Origin of the sequence: Phaeobacter sp. JH20_02, from assembly GCF_048056915.1 — a bacterium.
Classification (GTDB): Bacteria; Pseudomonadota; Alphaproteobacteria; order Rhodobacterales; family Rhodobacteraceae; genus Phaeobacter; species Phaeobacter bryozoorum.
Genome location: NZ_JAYMVP010000023.1, coordinates 112,757 through 130,864, shown reverse-complemented (window position 1 = coordinate 130,864; position 18,108 = coordinate 112,757). Strand labels below are relative to the sequence as shown.

20 protein-coding genes are annotated in these 18,108 nt (G+C 60.0%); 4 read left to right on the top strand and 16 right to left on the bottom strand.

Translation table 11 applies throughout. From position 1 onward, the window contains the following. Positions 1-257 precede the first annotated feature (257 nt). The 4 genes from VWY34_RS12830 (at position 258) to VWY34_RS12815 (ending at position 4,116) form a co-directional block, all read left to right on the top strand. Positions 258-977, top strand: a complete 720-nt coding sequence (locus VWY34_RS12830; RefSeq protein WP_340544325.1) for a helix-turn-helix transcriptional regulator — start codon at positions 258-260, stop codon at positions 975-977. Positions 978-1,071: 94 nt separating this feature from the next. After that, positions 1,072-1,713 carry an acyl-homoserine-lactone synthase gene (locus VWY34_RS12825; RefSeq protein WP_340544326.1) on the top strand — a complete coding sequence of 214 codons (642 nt, stop codon included), beginning with the start codon at positions 1,072-1,074 and terminating at the stop codon, positions 1,711-1,713. 109 nt (positions 1,714-1,822) lie between these two features. Then, entirely contained in the window at positions 1,823-3,361 is a 1,539-nt protein-coding gene (locus VWY34_RS12820) for an ATP-dependent DNA helicase (RefSeq protein ID WP_340544328.1), read from the top strand. Continuing rightward, positions 3,358-4,116, top strand: coding sequence for an SDR family oxidoreductase (locus VWY34_RS12815; RefSeq protein WP_416545548.1), 759 nt, complete (start codon positions 3,358-3,360; stop codon positions 4,114-4,116). The genes VWY34_RS12820 and VWY34_RS12815 overlap by 4 nt, the downstream gene beginning before the upstream one ends. A 111-nt stretch (positions 4,117-4,227) precedes the next feature. Here VWY34_RS12815 and VWY34_RS12810 read toward each other — a convergent pair whose 3' ends face one another. From VWY34_RS12810 to paaB, 16 genes are all read right to left on the bottom strand, one after another. Beyond that, entirely contained in the window at positions 4,228-5,106 is an 879-nt protein-coding gene (locus VWY34_RS12810) for a TIGR02186 family protein (protein WP_416545546.1), read from the bottom strand. A 1-nt stretch (position 5,107) separates the two neighbouring features. Continuing rightward, positions 5,108-6,031, bottom strand: coding sequence for a sulfite exporter TauE/SafE family protein (locus tag VWY34_RS12805; protein WP_340544330.1), 924 nt, complete (start codon positions 6,029-6,031; stop codon positions 5,108-5,110). A 240-nt stretch (positions 6,032-6,271) separates the two neighbouring features. After that, positions 6,272-7,237 carry an ABC transporter permease gene (locus VWY34_RS12800; RefSeq protein WP_340544331.1) on the bottom strand — a complete coding sequence of 322 codons (966 nt, stop codon included), beginning with the start codon at positions 7,235-7,237 and terminating at the stop codon, positions 6,272-6,274. Further along, positions 7,237-8,331, bottom strand: coding sequence for an ABC transporter permease (locus tag VWY34_RS12795; protein ID WP_340544332.1), 1,095 nt, complete (start codon positions 8,329-8,331; stop codon positions 7,237-7,239). The genes VWY34_RS12800 and VWY34_RS12795 overlap by 1 nt, the downstream gene beginning before the upstream one ends. Continuing rightward, positions 8,332-9,861 carry an ABC transporter ATP-binding protein gene (locus tag VWY34_RS12790; RefSeq protein WP_340544333.1) on the bottom strand — a complete coding sequence of 510 codons (1,530 nt, stop codon included), beginning with the start codon at positions 9,859-9,861 and terminating at the stop codon, positions 8,332-8,334. Positions 9,862-10,059: 198 nt separating this feature from the next. Beyond that, entirely contained in the window at positions 10,060-11,055 is a 996-nt protein-coding gene (locus VWY34_RS12785; RefSeq protein WP_340544334.1) for a BMP family lipoprotein, read from the bottom strand. A 129-nt stretch (positions 11,056-11,184) separates the two neighbouring features. After that, entirely contained in the window at positions 11,185-11,601 is a 417-nt protein-coding gene (locus VWY34_RS12780) for a GNAT family N-acetyltransferase (RefSeq protein ID WP_416545544.1), read from the bottom strand. Positions 11,602-11,655: 54 nt separating this feature from the next. Further along, positions 11,656-12,252 carry a tRNA (adenosine(37)-N6)-threonylcarbamoyltransferase complex dimerization subunit type 1 TsaB gene (gene tsaB, locus VWY34_RS12775; protein ID WP_416536465.1) on the bottom strand — a complete coding sequence of 199 codons (597 nt, stop codon included), beginning with the start codon at positions 12,250-12,252 and terminating at the stop codon, positions 11,656-11,658. Further along, positions 12,242-12,805 carry a NifU family protein gene (locus VWY34_RS12770; protein ID WP_340544337.1) on the bottom strand — a complete coding sequence of 188 codons (564 nt, stop codon included), beginning with the start codon at positions 12,803-12,805 and terminating at the stop codon, positions 12,242-12,244. The genes tsaB and VWY34_RS12770 overlap by 11 nt, the downstream gene beginning before the upstream one ends. A 168-nt stretch (positions 12,806-12,973) precedes the next feature. Beyond that, complete coding sequence (locus VWY34_RS12765) at positions 12,974-13,429, bottom strand: universal stress protein (RefSeq protein ID WP_340544338.1); 456 nt, start codon at positions 13,427-13,429, stop codon at positions 12,974-12,976. A gap of 85 nt (positions 13,430-13,514) precedes the next feature. After that, the gene (locus tag VWY34_RS12760; protein WP_416536466.1) at positions 13,515-14,381 is read right to left on the bottom strand and encodes a branched-chain amino acid aminotransferase; all 867 of its coding nucleotides are present in this window, start codon (positions 14,379-14,381) and stop codon (positions 13,515-13,517) included. A 129-nt stretch (positions 14,382-14,510) separates the two neighbouring features. Continuing rightward, positions 14,511-15,278, bottom strand: coding sequence for a Phenylacetic acid catabolic protein (locus VWY34_RS12755; protein ID WP_416536467.1), 768 nt, complete (start codon positions 15,276-15,278; stop codon positions 14,511-14,513). 66 nt (positions 15,279-15,344) lie between these two features. Then, positions 15,345-16,418 carry a 1,2-phenylacetyl-CoA epoxidase subunit PaaE gene (gene paaE, locus VWY34_RS12750; protein ID WP_416543346.1) on the bottom strand — a complete coding sequence of 358 codons (1,074 nt, stop codon included), beginning with the start codon at positions 16,416-16,418 and terminating at the stop codon, positions 15,345-15,347. A gap of 10 nt (positions 16,419-16,428) precedes the next feature. Then, positions 16,429-16,902 (bottom strand): 1,2-phenylacetyl-CoA epoxidase subunit PaaD, encoded by a 474-nt coding sequence (paaD, locus tag VWY34_RS12745; RefSeq protein WP_416545542.1) that lies wholly within the window; start codon positions 16,900-16,902, stop codon positions 16,429-16,431. A gap of 99 nt (positions 16,903-17,001) precedes the next feature. Beyond that, positions 17,002-17,763, bottom strand: coding sequence for a 1,2-phenylacetyl-CoA epoxidase subunit PaaC (gene paaC, locus VWY34_RS12740; protein WP_416545540.1), 762 nt, complete (start codon positions 17,761-17,763; stop codon positions 17,002-17,004). Next, positions 17,763-18,047 carry a 1,2-phenylacetyl-CoA epoxidase subunit PaaB gene (gene paaB / locus VWY34_RS12735; protein ID WP_008562338.1) on the bottom strand — a complete coding sequence of 95 codons (285 nt, stop codon included), beginning with the start codon at positions 18,045-18,047 and terminating at the stop codon, positions 17,763-17,765. The genes paaC and paaB overlap by 1 nt, the downstream gene beginning before the upstream one ends. Positions 18,048-18,108: the final 61 nt, after the last annotated feature.

Genomic DNA, 18,108 nt, shown 5'->3' with positions numbered 1-18,108 from the left:
TGTTTTGCTGGTGCGAACGTGGTTGTCGAACATTTGTGCGGAATGACCAGCGGTCATGCGCTGATGGTGAAGACATTTTGTGGCCGCGCCCTAGATAATCGCTTATGAAATAAAAACCTGATCATTATGCGGGCTTACCGTTGACGCTGCATCGATGATCGCGGCACAAAGGCCAGAGCTGCGGCAATTTGGATCTGCCGACAGCCAAATAGGTGCAGAGGTTCTGCGCTGAGACCAAGTGAGAATTCAGGCATTTCATGGCAACCAAAGTTAATCTTGATCTTATCCTTGAGGTTTTGGACGCCACGACAACGGTCGATGGTCTGCAAGAGATCATTGAGCGGGTCTGTGAGACCTTTGAGGTTGATCACGCCATGTATCACTGGGTCGACAGCGCTGGCGATCACTATCACTTTGGCACCTATTCGCGGGAATGGGTCGAGCGCTATCAGGAAAAAGCCTATGTGCGTGTCGATCCGGTCATTATCGGCTGCTATCAGCGGTTTCACCCGGTTGACTGGCGCCGCCTTGATTGGTCGTCTAAGCCTGCGCGCGAGTTTCTGCAGGACGCCCTTGCACATGACGTAGGCAATCAGGGGTACTCAATCCCGATCCGTGGGCCAAACGGGCAATTCGCTTTGTTCACGGTCAGCCACAACTGCAACGATGAGACCTGGACGAAATTCACGGACAGACACAGCCGTGACCTGATCCTGATCGGGCATTACTTCAACCGCAAGGCGCTGGAATTTGAACCGGATCGCAGCCCGGAGCACGTCCAACCCCTGTCCCCACGTGAGATTGACGCGTTAACCTTGCTTGCGATGGGATACAGCAGAGCCCAGGTGGCCAAGACGCTGACCATTTCGGAGCACACATTGCGGGTCTATATTGAGAGCGCGCGATTCAAACTGGGGGCGATCAACACCACGCATGCCATCGCACGGGCACTGAGTCTCGGGTTGATCATCATCTAACACGTTGAAGCTGTTGATGTTCATTAACCCTATAGTTGAAAATATCTTCTGATCGTAATCTGGTCCCACTTTGCTATCTAAAGGGGACTAAGTTATGCTTCGTTACGTATATGCACACGACCTGTATAAGCACCGTGAGCTTGCCCATTCGATGTTCGTGGATCGCGCGGATCAGTTCAAGACTCGGCTGGGTTGGGAGGTCTCGGTAGATGCCTGCGGGGAAGAACGCGATGAATACGATGCGCTTGATCCGCTATATGTGATCTGGCAGCAGCCCGATGGCAGCCACGGTGGGTCAATGCGTTTCCTGCCCTCCACGGGTCCAATTATGGTGAATGATGTCTTTCCCGAGCTGACCGGCGGGGAGGCGATCCGCAGCCCTCTGATCTGGGAATGCACCCGGTTCTGCCTGTCCCGACATGTCAGCGGCAATGTGGCCGGGGCGCTGACCCTGGCCGGGCTTGAGATCATGCGGAACTTCAATATCGCGCATTTTGCCGGGGTGTTTGATCGGCGGATGGTGCGGATCTACCGCTCTCTTGGGTTTAGCCCGGAAATTGTCGGCACCATGGGCGCGGGGCGGGACCGGATCTGCCTTGGCCTGTGGGACTATTCTACCGAGGCGTATCACCGGGTCGCGCAGAAGGCAGGCATTCAGCCGGAATTGTCGACACTCTGGTTCGACCGGTCCTTTGGCGGTGCAGGCGCGCCAGGACCCGTTGCGCTGACGGGGTGAGCAGGGTGTCGATGGGCATAGCGCTGAAGGAGGGCGAGCTGCGCTGAAACGATATGATGTGGGGCCGTCTGCTCTGGTGCAGCCGGCCCGGCGGCTGTAGTGTCGCCGAATGAGCGCAGCACCCATTAAATTCTCCGACGATCAGGCCGTCGCTTTTGATCGTGTCAGCAGTCTTCTTCGTGACGCAGGGGTCGATCTCGAAGACGATCTGCTACACCCGCCCCGCGGTGACGGTGGCGCAATGGCGGTTATTGGCAAGGCCGGATCTGGTAAGACGCTGTTGTTGGCGGAACTCTATAAGGCGTTGGAAAAGGCCGGTGTCGAGGTTGTTTCCGGCGACTATGAAAGCCGCAAGAAGAATGAGGACCGGCGCACACTCGCAATCCTCGCGCCCACAAACAAGGCCGCCAGCGTGCTGCGCCTTCGTGGTGTTCCCGCAACCACGATCCACCGGATCCTCTATACGCCTGTCTATGATCCGGAATATGAGCGGATAGCGGAATGGCTGGCGGGTAGTGGCGATGAACCCGAAATTGAGGGGTTAACCGAAGAAGCCCTGGCGCGGGCGAAGGCGTTTTATGAACGCAACAAGTCGATCCCTGGTGCGTTGGCTGCTGCCGGTCTGCGCGGATCTGACTTCATCACCGGTTGGAAACGGCGGGAGGAGCCGCTGGATATCGGCTTTATAGATGAAGCTTCGATGCTGGATGACCGCCAGTTCCAGGACCTTCAGGAAATTTTCCCGACATTATTGCTGTTTGGCGATCCCGCACAGCTCGCCCCGGTGAACCAATCCGGTGCCATGGTTTTTGAAACGCTGCCAGAAGAGCGCAAACTGATCCTCAACCGCATTCACCGCCAAGAGGCAGGCAATCCCATTCTGGACCTCGCTCATGCTCTGGCTGATCCGAACATCGGGTTTGAGGATTTTGAGCGCATGGTTGAGGACCTCTCTCGCCAGGATGATCGCGTCGTCTGGGGGCAACGGGTCGAGGTGGATCTGATGGCACGTTCTCCGGTTCTGGTCTGGCGCAACAACACCCGGATTCGGCTGATCAATGCGTTTCGTAACGTGCACGGTGCTCCGGAGGACAGTTTGCTGGCTGGCGAGCCGCTGATCTGCGACGGAATCGAATTGCCGATGAAACATCGCAAGAAAAGGCTGGATCTGGAAGCCCGCGGCCTGATCAAGGGGGCCCAGGTCATCTACCTCGGACCGGGTCGCAAGCCTGGATTTTCGCGCCTTCACGTCATGGGGGCAGAGGACCCGCAGGTCTCTGCGGCCTCTATCGTGAAGATCGAAAAACCGGATGAAGAAGAGCCCTTCATTCCATTTGCTGCGCGTATGGGGGCGGCGTTTCTGCACGGGGCGGCCGTCACTATTCACAAGGCGCAGGGCTCACAATGGCCCACGGCGCAGGTTTTTGCGCCTGATATCTATGCCGCGGCGCGCATGGGCCGGGTGGAGGCCGGGCAACCGCTCTGGAAGCGGCTTGCTTATGTGGCCATTACGCGGGCGCAGGAGCGCCTGATCTGGGTGGTGCGCAATCGTCTGGCAAAGCCGACAGGCCCTCTGCAGGTGGACGACCTGCGGGCCGCGCCGGTAGGCGCCCTGACCCTGGAACTGCAAGAGGACAGCCCACTATGACGATCCAAGCTCCAGATTCTAGACGCACGATCCTGATCACCGGAGCCAGCTCCGGTATCGGCCGTGCCGTGGCGGAGCTGTTTCTGGATGAAGGTTGGCAGGTGGGCCTGCTTGCCCGCCGCGCAGAGGCGCTGGAGGCCGTGGCGCAGGGGCGCGACATGGCTCATGTCGTGCCGGCGGATGTCACCGATGCCGAGGCTGTCGATCGTGCCGTGGAGACCTTTGCAAAGCGGGCCGGGCGGTTAGATGTGTTGTTCAACAATGCAGGCATCTTTACCCCTTCCGGCACGATTGATGAGATTGCGCTGGAGGATTGGTTTGCAGCCGTCAATGTGAACTTGAACGGCATGTTCCTTTCGGCCCGAGCGGCCTTTCGCCAGATGCGCCAGCAGGCCCCGCAGGGCGGGCGGATCATCAATAACGGATCAATTGCGGCCCATGTTCCGCGCCCACATTCGGCCCCCTATGCGGCGACCAAAGCCGCGATCACCGGGCTGACCCGTAGCCTGTCGCTGGATGGGCGCCCGTTTGATATTGCCTGCGGACAAATTGACATCGGCAACGCACGCACGCCGATGGTTGCGGATTTGAGCGCCCGGCAGGCCGAGACGGATCCGGCAGCGGGCGCGATGGAGACCTTCGCCGTTGAGGATGCTGCACGGTCGGTGCTGCATATGGCAAATCTTCCGCCTGAGGCAAATGTGCAATTCATGACCGTGATGGCAACCAAGATGCCTTACATCGGGCGTGGATAGTCACTGCAGAGGTCTCCCGCCCGTTGTGACACCAGCAAGCCGGCACCACGCCCGTTAGGCGTAGCGCCGCGCTTTGCGCGGCGGTCTGGGTCTGGATCTGGTTCGTGGTCGTCAGCTGTTGCGCAGCAGGCGGAAGGCGGCAGAGGCACCCCAACCTGCGGCAATTGCAATGGCCAGTGACATAAGGCCGTAGAGAAACGGCTGTTCGCGTGAAAGTGTGTAAAGAAACCGTTCCAGCCCGACTTTGCGCACGTCGATGCTGGTTTCGTACTGCGCGACAACCGACCCGCCTCGTGTGAGCAGGATGCGGGTCCGATAGGCCCCTTCGGTCAGGTCGGCGGGCATCTCGATCGCAGTGCGAAACAGCGTTTGCTGATCGACGGCGACAGTGTTCTCCCGCAGAGAATAGAGATTGTTCTCGGACCGGATGCGGATCACGGCTTCGGCGAATTTCTGTGCCCCGCGGATGTGCATTCCGGCACCGACCGAGCGGATGGCCCGCCCCACGGAGACTCGATACCGCAGGTCTTCAGTATCGCTCAGCACCTGAGAGAGCGGCGCGCTTGTCGCAACTGCGTAGAAGCTCGGTGCCGAGTCTACCAGCACGCTGTCGGTGTTGACCCAGATCCCAAGCTTTTTCTCCTTGCGGCGTACCATCACGGGCGAGGCCGGACCGGATACGGCGACGATCACCTGAAGAGGGTCGTCCTGCGGGATAGGGGCTTCCCGCTTCACGGCCCCAAAGACGAGGATTTCCGATCCGTCGAAGTCGGCGGTGATGGCAACACGGTCTTGGCTCAGACCGAGCACGACTTCCTCGCGCGGGCCAGCGGGAGGGTCGCTATCTGCCGGATCGGTGGAGGTCTGAGCGGTGGCAATCGACCCGAGTGGCAGGACCAGGAGGAATGCAATCCAGAGCCGCGCGGAGCCGCGGGTCGGCTGGGATTGCGGCGCGCGGCGGAGGCGTTGACTGATGACGCGATGGAGCATCTCAGTGCCCTCCATCGCTGCCGAGCGAGTAAAGCTCAGATGGCATCAGCAACAGGTCCAGCCCGAGTTTGACGCAGACAATAATTACCATCAGCGCCAACAGGATGCGGAGCTGTTCAGCCTTGAGATAGACGCCGATCCGGGTGCCGATCTGGGCACCGATCACCCCGCCGATCAGCAATAGAACCGCCAGAACAATATCCACGGTATAGTTCGTGGTCGCGTGCAGCATCGTGGTAAAGGCAGTGACCAGAATGATCTGAAACAGCGATGTGCCAACCACAACCTTGGTTGGCATCCCGAGGATGTAGATCATGGCTGGCACCATGATGAAGCCACCACCAACACCCATGATTGCCGCGAGGATGCCGACGACGACACCGACCAGCAAGGGAGGAATCACGGAGATATAGAGGCCGGATGTGCGGAACCGCATCTTGAAGGGCAGGGCATGGACCCAGCCACGCTGCCGACGCGGCGCGGGGGCGCCACCTGCGGAGGCTTTGGATTTGCGGATCGCATTCAGGCTTTCGATGAACATCAGCCCGCCGACAACGCCAAGAAAGACGACGTAACAGAGTTTTACCAGCAGATCGACCTGGCCCAATGCTTTGAGATAGTTGAAGACCACAACCCCAAGCGCCGCACCGAAAAGACCGCCCGCTTGAAGAACCAGGCCCATCTTGATGTCGACGGTTCGGCGCCTGAAATGAGCAAGAACACCGGAGAATGAGGAGGCCACGATCTGATTGGCTTCGGTGGCAACGGCCACTGCCGGCGGGATGCCGATGAAGAACAGGAGCGGTGTCATCAGGAAGCCGCCACCGACACCAAACATGCCGGAAAGGATGCCGACCATGCCGCCAAGCCCCAGCAGCAGGAATGCGTTGACCGAGACTTCGGCGATGGGAAGATAAATCTGCATATCAGTGTTAGAGCGCAGCAATTGGCTAAAATCAACTGCCGATGCCGCTCCGCAGAAAACAGGACTGACGCTAGGGCAAAAACTGGACCTATGAAAGTTGGCCGGAAATCGGATGGCGAGAACTGGTTTCCGAAAAGTCTGACTCTGGCTGTGTCAAAACGGCAAGCGCCCGGCCGGAGCCGGGCGCTTGCAGATGCCTTTGGTACAGCCCCTGCGGGCTGTACCAAATTGATTGCTCTATCAGCGCTCCTTGACGTAGGGCTCTCCACCGGCTTTGGGCGGAACCGCCTTGCCGACGAAGCCTGCCAGGATCACCACAGTCAGGATGTAAGGCAGGGCGTCCATCATCTGCACCGGAATTACAAAGTTGCCGATTTCGATGTTCTGAAAACGCAGGGCCACCGCTTGAAGCAGGCCGAACAGAAGGCAGGCACCAAGCGCGTGCCAGGGGCGCCATTTCGCGAAAATGAGCGCTGCCAGGGCGATAAAGCCGCGACCGGCTGTCATGTCCTTTACGAACCCGGCTTGTAGCGCTGTTGCAAGATAGGCGCCGGCAATGCCGCAGAGCAGGCCACAGATCATTACCGCCGCATAGCGCAGACCGACCACGGACACACCGGCGGTATCGACAGCTGCGGGGTTTTCCCCGACCGCGCGCAGGCGTAGGCCAAAGCGCGTACCAAAGAGGATCCAGGCGGTAGCAGGCACCGCGAGGAACGCCAGGTAGACCAGCACGGAGTGACCGGAAAGCAGCTCGCTATAGATCGGGCCCAACACAGGGACATCCGCCAGCGCATCTGCAAACGGCAGGCTGAGAGGCTCAAACCGGCCGCCCGAGAACAGCGAGGGTGTGCGTCCACCCTGCTGGAACCAGTCCTGCGCGATCAGTACGGTCATACCTGCGGCCAGGAAGTTGATCGCCACACCGGAGATCAGCTGGTTGCCTCGGAAGGTGATCGAGGCAAGCCCGTGCAGGCCACTGAGAACCAGCGATGATGCGATACCGGCCAGGAGGCCGAGCCAGACATTGCCAGTGGTCGCAGCCACCGCCGCCGAGAAGAAAGCGGCCATCAGCATTTTGCCTTCAAGGCCGATATCGAAGATCCCCGCCCGTTCGGAAAACAGTCCAGCCAGACAGGCCAGCAGCAGCGGTGTTGCGAGGCGAACGGTGCTGTCGAGCACCTGGATCAGAGTCAGAAAATCCATCACGCTTTCCCCCGGCGCAGAGCAAGGAAGATCCGTTCAAGCGGTCCTCGTACCATATTGTCCAGCGCGCCTGTGAACAGGATCACCAGTGCCTGAATGACGACGATCAGTTCCCGCGGGATGCTGGTCCATAGCGCCAGCTCCGCGCCGCCCTGATAGAGGAACCCGAACAGGATCGCGGCCAGAAACACGCCAAAGGGATGGCTGCGCCCCATGAGTGCCACGGCGATGCCGATGAAACCGGCGCCCTCGGTTGAGTTCAATACCAGGCGCTCGGCCTCGCCCATCACATTGTTGGTGGCCATCATGCCCGCCAGACCGCCAGAGATCAGCATCGCAATCATGGTGATCTTGACCGGCGAGATTCCGGCGTAAAGTGCGCCATATTCGGAGTTGCCATAGGCCCGGATCTCGTAGCCCAGTTTGGTACGCCAGATCAGCAACCAGACCGCAACGCAAGCAGCAAGCGCGACGAGGAAGCTCACGTTGGCAGGTGCCGCCTTGGAAAACTCGATCCCGATAGGTGCGAGGAGCTCATGCAAGGACGGTAGGTGGACAGCTTCGGCAAAACGGGCTGTCGCCGGGTCCATCGAGCCTTCTGGACGCAGGAGATTGACCAGCACGTAGTTCAGAACGGCCGCCGCAATAAAGTTGAACATGATTGTGGTGATCACGATATGGCTGCCGCGCTTCGCCTGAAGATAGGCGGGGATCGCGGCCCAGGCCGCACCGAAAAGGGCAGCACCCAGACTGGCAAAGATCAGTGCCAGCGACCAATGCGGCCAGGGAATATAAAGGCATACGAGGGCCACACCCAAACCACCGAGCATCGCCTGACCTTCACCACCGATGTTGAAAAGCCGGGCGTGGAAGGCCACGGAAACGGCCAGACCCGTGAACAGGAAGTTGGTGGCATAATAGAGCGTATAGCCCCAGCCATAAGTGGATCCAAGCGCGCCCGAAACCATCAGCTTCACGGCGGCAATCGGGTCTTCGCCAATGCCAAGAATCACCAAGGCAGACAGAATAGCGGCCAATACGAGGCTGATCAGCGGGATCAGTACGACATCGGCCCATTTAGGCATTTTATCCATTTACGCGGCCTCCCCCGCGACACCGGCCATCAACAGGCCCAGCTCTTTCTCATCGGTCTGATCGGCCGGGCGCTCGCCCATGATCATTCCGTCAAACATCACTGCAACACGGTCGGCGAGTGACAGGATTTCCTCCAGTTCAACCGAGACCAGCAGGATCGCCTTGCCCTGATCGCGCAATTCGACGATTTGCTTGTGAATAAACTCAATGGCGCCGATATCGACGCCCCGTGTCGGCTGCCCAATCAGCAACAGGTCAGGGTTGCGCTCGATTTCGCGGGCAACAACGATTTTCTGCTGATTGCCGCCGGAGAAATTCTTGGCCGCAAGCCAGGGGTCCGGGGGGCGTACGTCAAACTTGGCCATCTTGGCCTCGGTATCGGCGCGCAGTGCAGCATTGTTCATTAACAGGCCGCGTTGGTATTCGGGCGCGTGATGATAGCCGAACGCCACGTTTTCCCAAGCGTGGAAGTCCATGATCAGACCTTCGCGCTGACGGTCTTCGGGAACGTGGGCCACATGTGCTGCGCGACGGGCGCGGGCATCGGATCCGGCACCTGACAGGGGCAGCGGCGATCCATTGAGACGAATGGTGCCCTGACCTTCGCGCATGCCACCGAGCACCTCCATCAGTTCGGACTGACCGTTGCCGGCCACCCCGGCGATGCCAAGGATCTCTCCCGCACGCACGGTCAGGTCGATATTCTTCACCCGCGCAACGCCCGCCTCATCGACAACACTGAGGTTCTCGATCTCAAGGATCGGCTTGCCGGGAGTGGCGGGAACCTTGTCCACACGCAGCAGCACCTTGCGTCCCACCATCAGTTCGGCCAGATGTTCGGGGCTGGTTTCAGCGGTTTTCACGGTCGCGGTCATCTGGCCGCGGCGCATCACCGACACTGTATCGGTATACTCCATGATTTCGCGCAGTTTGTGAGTGATCAGGATGATCGTTTTGCCCTCGGCACGCAGCCTGTCCAGAATGCGGAACAGCTGGTCGGCCTCTGCGGGGGTCAGAACCCCTGTCGGCTCGTCCAGAATCAGAATGTCGGCCTGGCGGTATAGCGCCTTCAGGATCTCGACACGCTGCTGCATGCCGACACCGATTTCGTCGATACGGGCATCGGGATCAACGTTCAGCTCATATTCTGCTGCCAGGTCTTTCAGCGAATTTCGGGCCTTGCTGAGAGAGGGCTTCAACAGTTTGCCATCTTCGGCGCCGAGGATGATGTTCTCCAGTACCGTGAAATTCTCAACCAGCTTGAAGTGCTGGAACACCATGCCGATCCCTGCCGAGATCGCCGCCTGACTGTCGGGAATCTCGGTACGTTTCCCGTGAATCCAGACCTCCCCCTTATCGGCTTTGTAAAAACCGTACAGGATACTCATCAGCGTTGATTTGCCTGCGCCATTCTCGCCGATGATCCCATGGATCGTGCCGGGGGAAACACGGATTGAGATATCCTTATTGGCCTGAACGGGGCCAAAGGCCTTGGAGATGCCTTTTAGTTCAATTGCTGGTGCCGTCATTCGGGCTCCCCTTATTCATCCTGGATCGGTTGGCACAGATCCACGCCGAAGCGAGCGGCGGTTAACATGTGCAATTTGGCCAACCTAGGAAAAACCAAACCCGGAGGCGGCAAAGGCGCAGCCTCCGGGCAATATGAAACCCCCGGTCACCACCATAATCATCAAGAGATCACGGTGGGCCGGGGGGCAGTTCAGTACTTAGAAGGACAGAGCCGGGCAGCTGTCATCCGACATGTAGTCATGCACGGTGATTTCGCCGGTTGCGATCTTGGCTGCGGCTTCATCAGCGGCAGCCTGCATCTCTTCGGTGATCAGCGATGCGTTGTTATCGTCAACCGCAAAGCCGACGCCGCCGTTCGACAGGCCCATGACGGAGAAGCCGGTTTCCAGGTCAGGACCGTCGGAGAAGGCTTCAAACACAGCGTTGTCGACGCGCTTCATCATGGACGTCAGAACTTTGCCCGGGTGCAGGTGGTTCTGGTTGCTGTCCACACCGATTGACAGGATGCCTTCGTCGGCGGCGGTCTGCAGTACGCCAACACCAGTGCCGCCCGCAGCTGCATAGACAACATCAGCGCCCTGGCTGATCTGCGCCTTCGTCAGTTCGGAGCCCTTGACCGGGTCATTCCAGGCCGCAGGGGTGGTGCCGGTCATATTGGCGATCACAGTTGCGTCCGGGTTTGCGGCCTTCACGCCCTCGGCGTAGCCGCAGGCAAATTTGCGGATCAGCGGGATATCCATACCGCCGATGAAGCCCACTGTGCCCGATTTGGACGCTTTGGCCGCCAGCATGCCGACAAGGTAGGAGCCTTCATGTTCGTTGAAGACAACAGAACGCACATTCGGCGCATCAACAACCATGTCGATGATCACGAATTTGGTGTCGGGGTAGTCGGCTGCAACCTGGCCCAGAGCGTCGGCAAAAGCAAAACCGGCCATGACGATCGGGTTCGCGCCCGCTTCGGCAAAGCGACGCAGGGCCTGCTCACGCTGAGCTTCGGATTGCAGTTCGATTTCGCGAAAGCTTTCGCCGGTTTCCTCAGCCCAACGCTGCGCGCCGGTGAAGGCGGCTTCGTTGAACGACTTGTCGAATTTGCCGCCCAGATCAAAGATCAGTGCAGGCTCTGCCAATGCGGCACCCGCTGTCAGCGCCACGGCCGCCGCGGCGCTCATCAGGGATTTCATCAGGGTCATAGGGGTACTCCCAATTTGTTGTTCTTGTTGCGGCCAGTTTGACCGCCCCAACCCATGTGTTTTTAAAAAGGTGCGACAATTTAGGCCGTAGCCTGCGGAAAGGGTCAACCGTTTTTTGACCTTTTGGTGTTATTCTGCGGTTTCGGCCTTGCGTAAACTGACGCACATGAGCACTGCGTCCACTGAAGACGCGCCTTCGCGCGGGTAGTAGCCGACCCGCCGCCCGGTTTCGGCGAATCCATAGGAGTGATACAGGGCACGCGCCGATCGGTTGTCTGCGGCAACTTCCAGAAAGCCATCGGTTGCATCTCTGGCCAGCGCGGCTTCCTGCCAGCTGTCCAAGACCATACGCGCAAACCCCTGACGCCGGTAGTCAGGGTGGGTCGCTATGGTCAGCAGTTCGGCCTCTCCAGCGACAACGCGTCCCAAGGCAAAGCATCGTGTATCGCCGACAGCATAGCTGAACGAGCTGTCGAGCAGGGCAGAAAATTCATCCGAAGACCACGGGCGCCCCTGCACAAAGGCAGCCCGATGGGTGTGGGCCATGTCCTGTGGTGTCAGATTTGAGGGACAGTTTCGTAGCATGGTCGACCGAAGGTATCAGCCATCAATCAGCGTTGGTGGGGCGTCTCTTGCCGGCGCGGCATCAGCAGCCCGCAGGTACAGCGGGGCAGGGGCAACTGCTTCTGTTTGGTAACGGTCGGCGGCGTTGCGGGCGATGGCTTCGGCGATATTCGGCGGAGTTGCCTCGGCCAGCAACTCTAGATCATGCGCGGCGGCAACCGCCTGCGCTTCAACAAGTGGCATCAGCCGGGGCTCGCCTCCGGGAGGCAGTGCATAGACATGATCGCGAGGTGCGGGCACCGCAGCGAGAGTGCCGGGGTGATGGCGTGCGTCAAATCCGTTTACACCGACTGCCGGAATATCCAGCCCCAGCGCCAAACCGCGTGCAGCGGACACGGCGATGCGAATGCCTGTGAAGTTTCCGGGTCCGATACCGACACCAATGGCATCAAGATCCGCCCAAGCTGCGCCACCTTCGGCGAGCACCTCGTCCAGCAACGGCATCAATCGTTCGGCCTGGCCGCGAGTCATCTCCTCCAATCGGGAGGCCAGCACCGTGTCCCCACGCAACAAAGCGGCCGCGCAATGCGCGGCCGATGTATCAAAGCCAAGGACGAGAGCGTCAGACGGCAACGGGGCGAACCTCGGTCACTTCGGGGATGTAGTGGCGCAGCAGGTTTTCGATGCCCATCTTCAGCGTCAGTGTCGACGAAGGGCAGCCTGCGCAGGCGCCCTGCATATGCAGGTAGACCACTCCACGGTCAAAGCCGTGGAAGGTGATATCGCCGCCATCCTGAGCCACAGCAGGGCGCACGCGGCTGTCCAGGAGCTCTTTGATCTGGTTGACGATTTCGCCATCCTCACCGGTGTGTTCCGCATGGCCAGAGGTCTGTTCGCCACCTTCGGAAATCACCGGCTGACCGGACTGGAAATGTTCCATCACCGCGCCGAGGATCGCCGGTTTGATGTGGTCCCATTCAACTGTCTCTGCCTTGGTCACGGTTACGAAATCGTTGCCGAAGAACACGCCAGTCACGCCTGCAACAGCAAAAATGCGCTGCGCCAAAGGCGATGAGCCTGCGGCCTCTGCGCTGGGAAAATCAGCTGTGCCCATTTCCAGTACGGTCTGGCCCGGCAGGAATTTCAGCGTCGCCGGGTTGGGCGTGGATTCTGTCTGAATGAACATGTCGGGCCTCCTTAAAGCGTGGCAGAGATATGCGCCTCCGGTGGGCTTAAGTCAAGATTTGGAACGGTTCTAAAATTGCGGAACCTTGTGGCGCGCGCTGGGGCCTTTCGCTTCGGATCCACTCGCGGCGAGTTCGTGCAACCCGCAGATCGGTCAGCTTGGCAGCGATCAGGTGATCGCTTCCAGTTTTTCTTTAGACAGATCGCCGGGTACGATTGTGATCGGCACCGGCAGGCTGCCGGATGAGCGACTTAGCTGGGTGACGAGGGGACCAGGGCCTTTGCGGTCGTCACCGGCGCCCAGTACCAATACGCCGATTTCGGGATCAGATTCGATCTGGGCGATAATCTCTGGCACCGCTTCGCCTTCGCGGATCACGAGTTTGGGTTCGATACCTTGCCGGTCGCGCATCCACTTCGCGAATACTTCAAAATGGGCGTGTATGCGTTCGCGGGCCTCTTCGCGCATCACTTCGCCGACGCCAATCCAATGATTGAATTCGTCGGGTGGAATCACCGAAAGGATTTCTACTCCGCCGCCAGTCTTGGCGGCACGCATGGCGGCGAACCGCATGGCGTTCAGGCATTCGCGGCTGTCATCCAATACCACAAGAAATTTGCGCATATTGATCCTCTGGTTGTTCCGTCTGGATCATGGCGCAAGCCATCCCCCGGCGCAATAGATGAGCACAAATGCTAGTCGCACGCAGCTATCCACGGCTGCTTGTTGCCCAATCCCAATAGAGATCCCGTGTGCGCTTGGCGATTGGTCCGATCTGGTATTGCCGATCGTCAAAGGCGGCAACTGGCGTGACCTTGCTCATATTGCCGGACATGAACACTTCGTCGGCGTCTTCAAAGTCTTTATAGCCAAGCACCGTTTCATGAACGGTGACACCATCTGAGCGCAGGTTTGCGATGTGACGGGCACGGGTGATCCCTGCAAGGAAGGTGCCATTTGCAATCGGAGTAAAGACCTCTCCGTCACGCACCATGAAAATATTGGCCGTGGCGGTCTCAGCGACATTCCCCATGGCATCGAGGGCGAGCGCGTTGCTGAATCCTTTTGCGCGCGCTTCACGCAGCATGCGGGCGTTGTTCGGATAGAGGCAACCGGCCTTTGCATTGACCACAGAACTCTCCAGCACGGGCCGGCGGAAGGAGGTGCGTGTCAGAGTCGCTACAGCTGTCGGGGCAGCCATAGGGATTTCTTCCAGACAAAGAGCAAACTGGGTGCTTGCGGGTTCCGGCGCGATCATCGTGGAATCGCCCTCGGTCGCCCAGTACATAGGGCGGATGTAGACCGCGGCATCTGGTGCAAAGAGAGCGAGACCCTCTTTGGCGATGGCGACCATATCGTCGACGCTGACGGTTGGAGCCATCATCAGCGCGTGGGCCGATGCGTTGGCTCTGGCGCAGTGCAGATCAAGGTCGGGCGTGACACCATCGAACAGCCGCGCACCGTCGAAAACCGACGATCCAAGCCAAGCCGCATGGTCAGCGGCCTTCATGATTGCCACATCGCCCTCATGCCAGCTGCCGTTGAAATAGGTGCGAATGGTCTTGCTGATCGCCATGTCGGGCCTCGTTTTTGGGGTGCTGGAACAGGCTGACCCTAGGACGCGATGGGTCAGTCGTCCAGACCTTTTCCGCTGGGTTCTTCCGCCATATGGGTGGGTGTCGGGCGGTGCCTTGATGTCGCCGCTTCAGGCCGGTTCGGGGGCCTCCAGCCCCAGCTCTCGCAACACGCCACGCATCTCGCTTTGCCACCGTGCGCGCAGCTCTGCGTTGCTGCGATGGCGCAACCCCAGTGTGCGAAGGGCTTCGAATTTGTCGGAGTCATCGACCCCAAAGCTGATGGCGACACGTGGCCACCAGTAACCGATGGACTCCTGCAACATGCCGATGTCGCCTTCCTGGACGAGACGCGACAGGCCTTCATGGGCAAGCCGCGCGTGATGCGCCTCAATCGGTTGAATGGCGCGGAAGGCCTCGGCCAAAGGCTGGTAGGAGATCATGGACAGTTCTGCCAATTGCACGGCAACGGCGCGTCCCATCAAAAGGTTCATCACCACTGCATCGGCCCAGCCTTCGAGCGGGTAATTGAACACAGCAAGGCGCCGGTCATGTTTGGATCTGGCCTGGTCCAGTCCAGCCTCGCGGTCCAGTCGGGCTGTCCAGGGGTGGTGGTCGACATAGCGCTCCGTGTCGGCCCCGAAATCGCCCATGACCTGCAAGACCCGGTCTGCATTGGCGGTTTTTTCCAATACGATCCGGGCGGCAGCCATGCGCGATTTGATCCCCGGGCCTTCGTTTATGATATCGACAAACCCCGCCGCTCCCGCCAGCGCGCTATCCACGAAACTGGCCATGATGGTCATCAGCTCAGCGCGATAGCGTGGCGGTACGTTGGAAGGATTGCTGAGGACGCCACCGGCCGCCAGATAGCTCTCAATGCTCATCTCGTCACTCATGCGATTGTCCTCTTGAGTCTGTTGCTGTGTGTTTCGTCCTGATCGCTCGGGCTCTAACCTAGTGGGCTATTGATCGTAGTCCACCACCACCTGATCACTCAGCGGATAGGCCTGACAGGACAGCACATAGCCTTTTTCGACCTCGTAATCCTCCAGCGCGTGGTTGGCGACCATTTCGACCTCGCCCTCCAGCACCTTGCAGCGGCAGGTGGAGCATACACCTGCCTTGCAGGCATAGGGCGCGTCCATGGCGTTCTCCAGCGCCGCGTCCAGCAGGGTCATGTCCTTGCCCATTTCGATGGTCTGGGTGGCGCCGTCCAGCGTAATCGCGGCCTTGGTCTGGTTGGCGCTGCTGGCCGCATCCGTTGCGGTGGCCTTGCGCTTGGCGCGGCCCGGCTGAGCAGATGCGAACAGTTCGAACTTGATCTGGCTATCGCCTAGACCGGCGGTGCGCAGGGCACTGGCAATACCCAGCATCATCGGCTCCGGGCCGCAGATAAAGGCGGTGTCGACCGACTGGATGTCGATCCAGTGCTCGAACAGCTGGGCGCATTTCTCCTCAGTCACCAGACCGGTGAACAAGTCGATTTCCTGAGCGTCGGATTCCAGTACATGGATCACATTGAAGCGGCCCATGTAGAGGTTTTTCAGATCCTCCAGTTCCTCGCGGAACATGATCGTGTTCACGCCCTTGTTGGCGTAGACCAGCGTGAAGGAGGATTTGGGCTCCGCCGCCAGCGTGGTCTTGAGGATCGACAGCACAGGGGTAATGCCGGAGCCGCCGGCAAAGCCCAGGTAGTGCTTTTCGGCGGTACCATCGAGCGGGGTGAAGAAGGTCCCCATCGGCGCCATCGCCTGCAGGGTATCACCCGCCTTCAGCTCGGTGTTGGCCCAGGTCGAGAACGCGCCGCCGTTGACGCGCTTGATGCCGACCTGCAGGATGCCTTCGTCCTTGCCGGCGCAGATCGAGTAGCTGCGGCGCAGTTCCTCGCCGTCGAAGTCGCGGCGGAAGGTCAGGTACTGGCCTTGGGTGAAATCGAATTCCTCAGCCGCGCCACCCGCGGGCTTCAGGGTGACAACCACCGCATCGCGGATGGTCTTGCGGACGTCGGTGACTTCAAGGTCGTGAAAGCGCGCCATCAGGGTCTCCTCAGATGCACTTGAAATAATCAAAGGGTTCGAGGCAGTCCTGGCAGCGCCAGTGGGCCTTGCAGGGGGTCGAGCCGAACTGGCTGACCTTGGTGACATGTGTGCTGCCGCAGTGCGGGCATTTCTCGGGGCCGCCTGCGGGCTGGGGCGGGGCGATGCCGTAAGCCTCCAGCTTGGTGCGGCCTTTTTCCGACAGCCAATCGGTGGTCCAGGCCGGCGAAATCTGCGTTTTGAGCCGCAGATCAGTGATGCCGCGGCCGCGCAGGGCGGTCTCAATATCCATGGCGATCACCGCTGTGGCCGGGCAGCCTGAGTAGGTCGGGGTTACGGTGACCACCAAAGTCTCACCCTCCCAGGCCACATCGCGGATGATGCCGAGATCCACCAGCGAGATCACCGGGATCTCCGGGTCCGGCACGGCGTCGAGCCAGTCCCAGATTTGGGTGATGCTTGGCTGAGTTGTCACTTGGCTCATGCGGTTACCCTCATTGGCTGTTCCGCCCGAACTTCCCAGCGGAAGCGGGCCTCACCCCCGTTTGACGCCGGGGATGCCCTCAGTTCCTTGGCCGAGGCCTTACCACTTGGCGCCGGGATAGGCGCGCTGCAGCCATTGCATCTGGGTCAGCAGGTGGCCCAGATGCTCTGTGTGCATCGCACCGGTGCGCCCGCCTTTGTGGGCGAAGCGGCTTTCGGGAATGGTCAGCGTCGCATCACCCAGGATGCGGGAGATCAGCGCGTCGTATTCTTCGCGCAGGGCCGCGGGATCGGGGGCGATGCCAGCCTTCACCATTTCGGCGTCCACATCGTCGGACTGGAACATCTCGCCCACATAGGGCCAGAGGTAATCCAGCGCTTCCTGCATCCGGCGGTGGCTTTCCCCGGTGCCGTCGCCCAGGCCCACCACCGTGTCGGCAGAGCGTTCCAGGTGATAGGCCACCTCTTTCGAAGCTTTTTCGGCGATTGCTGCAACGCGTTCGTCCGACGACTTCATCAGCCGGCCCAGCTGGATCGAATGCCAGGCGTCAAACAAGAACTGGCGCATCAGGGTGCGGCCGAAATCGCCGTTCGGCACCTCGCACAAGAGCACGTTGCGGAAATCCCAGGCGTCGCGCAGGAAGGCGAGATCGTCGGCGGATTTGCCGTCGCCTTCAACTTCGGCGGCAAGGCCGAGCCACATCTGGGTCTGGCCGATCATGTCCAGCGCAGTGTTGGCCAGCGCGATGTCCTCTTCCAGCACCGGCGCGTGGCCGCACCATTCGCTGACCCGGTGGCCGAGGATCAGGGTGTTGTCCCCCATCCGCAGCAGGAACTGGAAAAATGCTTCTTCGCGGGCCATTACATCGCCCCCACTTCTTCGGGGATGTCAAAGAAGGTCGGGTGGCGGTAGACCTTGCTTTCCGACGGCTCATAAAGCGGGCCCTTGTCGCTGGGCGAGGAAGCGGAAATGTGGTTGGCTTCCACAACCCAGATCGACACGCCTTCGTTGCGGCGGGTGTAGACGTCGCGGGCGTTCTTGATCGCCATTTCGGCGTCGGGGGCATGCAGGGAGCCGACGTGGCGGTGGCTCATGCCGTGCTGGCCGCGGATGAAGATTTCCCAGAGGGGCCATTCGTTTTTCATGTCTCAAATCCTCCTGGCTGAGGGGGCGCTGTGCGTCAGGGCGGAGCGCCGGAATGCTTGG

What these genes read in the sequence shown, in the direction of transcription:
- VWY34_RS12770 (WP_340544337.1), bottom strand. Translation starts at nt 12,805, where the DNA reads ATGTTCATTCAGACAGAATCCACGCCCAACCCGGCGACGCTGAAATTC.
- VWY34_RS12815 (WP_416545548.1), top strand. Translation starts at nt 3,358, where the DNA reads ATGACGATCCAAGCTCCAGATTCTAGACGCACGATCCTGATCACCGGA.
- VWY34_RS12780 (WP_416545544.1), bottom strand. Translation starts at nt 11,601, where the DNA reads ATGGCCCACACCCATCGGGCTGCCTTTGTGCAGGGGCGCCCGTGGTCT.
- VWY34_RS12805 (WP_340544330.1), bottom strand. Translation starts at nt 6,031, where the DNA reads ATGCAGATTTATCTTCCCATCGCCGAAGTCTCGGTCAACGCATTCCTG.
- VWY34_RS12830 (WP_340544325.1), top strand. Translation starts at nt 258, where the DNA reads ATGGCAACCAAAGTTAATCTTGATCTTATCCTTGAGGTTTTGGACGCC.
- VWY34_RS12765 (WP_340544338.1), bottom strand. Translation starts at nt 13,429, where the DNA reads ATGCGCAAATTTCTTGTGGTATTGGATGACAGCCGCGAATGCCTGAAC.
- paaE (WP_416543346.1), bottom strand. Translation starts at nt 16,418, where the DNA reads ATGGCGCGCTTTCACGACCTTGAAGTCACCGACGTCCGCAAGACCATC.
- paaC (WP_416545540.1), bottom strand. Translation starts at nt 17,763, where the DNA reads ATGGCCCGCGAAGAAGCATTTTTCCAGTTCCTGCTGCGGATGGGGGAC.
- VWY34_RS12810 (WP_416545546.1), bottom strand. Translation starts at nt 5,106, where the DNA reads ATGCTCCATCGCGTCATCAGTCAACGCCTCCGCCGCGCGCCGCAATCC.
- VWY34_RS12820 (WP_340544328.1), top strand. Translation starts at nt 1,823, where the DNA reads ATGAGCGCAGCACCCATTAAATTCTCCGACGATCAGGCCGTCGCTTTT.
- VWY34_RS12800 (WP_340544331.1), bottom strand. Translation starts at nt 7,237, where the DNA reads ATGGATTTTCTGACTCTGATCCAGGTGCTCGACAGCACCGTTCGCCTC.
- paaD (WP_416545542.1), bottom strand. Translation starts at nt 16,902, where the DNA reads ATGAGCCAAGTGACAACTCAGCCAAGCATCACCCAAATCTGGGACTGG.
- paaB (WP_008562338.1), bottom strand. Translation starts at nt 18,047, where the DNA reads ATGAAAAACGAATGGCCCCTCTGGGAAATCTTCATCCGCGGCCAGCAC.
- VWY34_RS12825 (WP_340544326.1), top strand. Translation starts at nt 1,072, where the DNA reads ATGCTTCGTTACGTATATGCACACGACCTGTATAAGCACCGTGAGCTT.
- VWY34_RS12760 (WP_416536466.1), bottom strand. Translation starts at nt 14,381, where the DNA reads ATGGCGATCAGCAAGACCATTCGCACCTATTTCAACGGCAGCTGGCAT.
- VWY34_RS12795 (WP_340544332.1), bottom strand. Translation starts at nt 8,331, where the DNA reads ATGGATAAAATGCCTAAATGGGCCGATGTCGTACTGATCCCGCTGATC.
- VWY34_RS12785 (WP_340544334.1), bottom strand. Translation starts at nt 11,055, where the DNA reads ATGACCCTGATGAAATCCCTGATGAGCGCCGCGGCGGCCGTGGCGCTG.
- VWY34_RS12755 (WP_416536467.1), bottom strand. Translation starts at nt 15,278, where the DNA reads ATGAGTGACGAGATGAGCATTGAGAGCTATCTGGCGGCCGGTGGCGTC.
- VWY34_RS12790 (WP_340544333.1), bottom strand. Translation starts at nt 9,861, where the DNA reads ATGACGGCACCAGCAATTGAACTAAAAGGCATCTCCAAGGCCTTTGGC.